The organism is Pseudonocardia sp. (assembly GCF_025465255.1).
Classification (GTDB): Bacteria; Actinomycetota; Actinomycetes; order Mycobacteriales; family Pseudonocardiaceae; genus Pseudonocardia.
Genome location: NZ_JAODNI010000152.1, coordinates 1 through 2,684, shown reverse-complemented (window position 1 = coordinate 2,684; position 2,684 = coordinate 1). Strand labels below are relative to the sequence as shown.

Sequence of the window (2,684 nt, the reverse complement as noted above, 5' to 3'; positions counted from 1 at the left end):
CACCTCCGCCGACGCCGGGGCCGACCCAGCCCGGGTCGTCGGCTACGGCGCCTTCATGCTCACCCCGTAACCGCCTCCCAGCCTCGCCCGGACACCCGCTGGCTCCGAGCCAAAGGGGCGATGGCCGCCCCGGTGACCCAGCGAGCACGACAATCCGGTGGCCGCGGGGGGCGGAGGATCGGCAGCGGCCGACCCGGTCCGGAGGCGCCGCCAGTACGAGCCGGTCCGATCCTTTCGGCTCAGGCCGGGGGGTCGAGGACCAGCACGTCACCCGGGTGCAGGTCAGCTCGTACCCGGACGTAGCGGGTGGCGTGGCGCCACCGGTCCTGCTCGAAGGAGGTGTCGACCTCGAGCTCGACGACCGTCCTCGGGGCGACCTGGACGTAGTCAATGGGCTCGCTGGGGCGCTGCCCGAACCTGCTCGACGGGATCGTGACCGGCCACGGGTGCGTGCCCGCCGCTTCGGGGGTCAGGATGCGGCCGAGTTCGGTACGCGCAGGTCGGGGCAGCGGGGTGGTGCGGCCGGCGACCCGCAGGCGTCCGTTCGTGTCGTAGCGGCCGAGGATCAGCGCCTCGGGTCGGGCGATGGAGCCGAGGACACCGCCGACGACGGCCTCGGCGGTGAGCCGGGTCCGGATCTTGCGCCAGGTCCGGCCACCGGGACGGTAGGGCTGGTCGAGGCGTTTGGCGACCACGCCTTCGGTGCCCGCGGCGGAGTGGTCGGTGAGCCAGGCGCGGGCGACGGCCGGGTCGGTCGTGGCGGGCATCAGCACCAGCCCGTGCGGGAGCTGCCGTCCGAGGAGGTCCTCGAGCAGGGCCCGGCGGGCGCGATAGGTGGAACGCGTGGAGCCGGTCGCGGATCTCGCTGGGGTGCCCGCCGCGGGTAGCGGTGGCGCACAGCGCGCGGAGTTCCTCCTTCGCGATCCACGCCGACAGGATCTGTCCGGTCGGGTCGTGGTCGATGCAGCCGTTCCACATCCGCGCCAGCGCCCGCTCGGAGAGGTGTTCCCGGCCGCGGAGCAGCAGCCGCCGGTTGGCCCAGGTGGGATCGGTCTTGCGGCCGCGACGATCGAGCAGGTCGCGGGTGACCCGCTGGCGCACCGCGGTCACGGCCTTGTTCGCGAGCAGGATCAGATGGAAGTGGTCCACCGCGACCTGCGCGTCGGGCAGGGCCGCGCGAACGGCGGCGGCGTAGCCGGCATGCGGGTCGATCACCACCACCTCCACCCCGGCCCGGAACTCGGGCGTGCGGGCGGCCAACCAGGCCTGGACCGCGGCGCTGCTCCGCCCGTCGACCTGCCCCAACAGGGCCTGGTCACCGGTGATGTCGACGAACCCGGTCTCTCCCACGGATCCGGGCGCCGCCACCGGCTCCGGCTCGGCCAGCTCGACCGCGCCATGGACCGCCACCGCTCGCTGCACCGTCGGCCACGACACCCCGTGCCACGCGGCGACCTCGGACTGGTCCCGCCCGTCCTCCACCGCCACCGCCAGTGCGGGGTCCGCAGCCGCGTCGTGGTCCGCATCCCGGCCGGCACCTGGGCGACCTGCTCGGTGAACGACGCACGTGGACAGACCTCGGTGCGGCAACGCCACTGGCGCTTGCGCCACTGCACCGCGACCGGCCCGCCGCCGCTGGGCAGGTCGTGCGGGCGGGTCAGCACCCAGTCCTTGCCCGAGGTCGAGCGCACCCGGCAGCCCGGGCAGCGCGCCGCATCGGGATCGTCGGTGATCAGCTGCACGATCCGAACACCGAGCCCGGTGAGCGCGACACGCTCCACCGCCAAGCCCTCGAGTCCCAACAGACACGACGCATCATCAGTACGGTCGACCCCGGTCCGTGGCTCTCCCTTCGCTGCTCCAGAACACAGCGAGGATCAAGGAGTCACGGACCGCCCACGTTCAGGCGCGCCGCACGGTCCAACCTCGGGTTGCCCGGTCAAGATCGAAGAGCAAGATCGAAGAGCCAGGTATGCACCCGGCGAGGTCGCAAATAGCGGGCTCCGCATCGGTAGCTCGGCGGCCGCCCTGAGCGCTCATCTACCAGGCAGGCCAGCGCCCGGCGACCGACCGGCCACGCTCACAGTTCGCGAGCTATCCGGGCCGCTCAGCTGCCGTTTCGCAGCTTGCGCGTGGCGACCGTCGAGCTCGATCCGGACGACGTCTCCGCCGGGCCGGTTATGGTTTAGACCTTCCTGCAGCCACGTCTCCCGCCGCCGAGCGTGCGTTTCCGCCGTGCACCCGGAGCCACGAGCGGGCGATCTCTTCGCGCGTGGCGAACCAGACGCCGTCGAACCCCTTTGCATAATCGATGAACCGGTCGAGCGATGGTGAGCGGCCCGGCCGTCCGATCACTCGGCAGTGCAGCCCGATCGACATCATCCGTGGATAGCGCTCGGACTCGGCGTACAGCACATCGAACGAATCGCGCAGGTAGGTCTCGAACTGCTCGGCCGTGGCCATACCGTTGCCTAGCCAGAACGCGATGTCGTTCGCATCGGGCGTGTAGGGCACGATCAGGTGCTGATGGCCCTCGACCTCCGTGAAGTGCGGGACCTCGTCGTTGTACGAGTCCGAGTCGTAAATGAACCCGCCTTCCTCGACGAGCAGCCTGCGGGTCCGCGTGCTCGGTCCATAGCGGCAGTACCAGCCCACGGGCCGCTTCCCGCACACACGCTCGAACG

At 71.5% G+C, this 2,684-nt stretch carries 1 protein-coding gene and 3 pseudogenes; all 4 read right to left on the bottom strand.

Annotated elements, in window-relative coordinates; all coding sequences use genetic code 11:
• Window positions 1-239 precede the first annotated feature (239 nt).
• A pseudogene (locus JWP64_RS18500) lies at window positions 240-833 on the bottom strand (hypothetical protein); the annotation flags it as partial.
• Window positions 834-888: 55 nt separating this feature from the next.
• A pseudogene (locus JWP64_RS31590) lies at window positions 889-1,326 on the bottom strand (transposase); the annotation flags it as partial.
• A complete protein-coding gene (locus JWP64_RS31585; RefSeq protein WP_366890195.1) occupies window positions 1,212-1,742 on the bottom strand; it encodes a transposase family protein in 531 nt (176 codons plus the stop codon). The pseudogene JWP64_RS31590 and the gene JWP64_RS31585, both read right to left, overlap by 115 nt.
• 436 nt (window positions 1,743-2,178) lie before the next feature.
• Window positions 2,179-2,684, bottom strand: a pseudogene (locus tag JWP64_RS18495) (allantoinase); the annotation flags it as partial.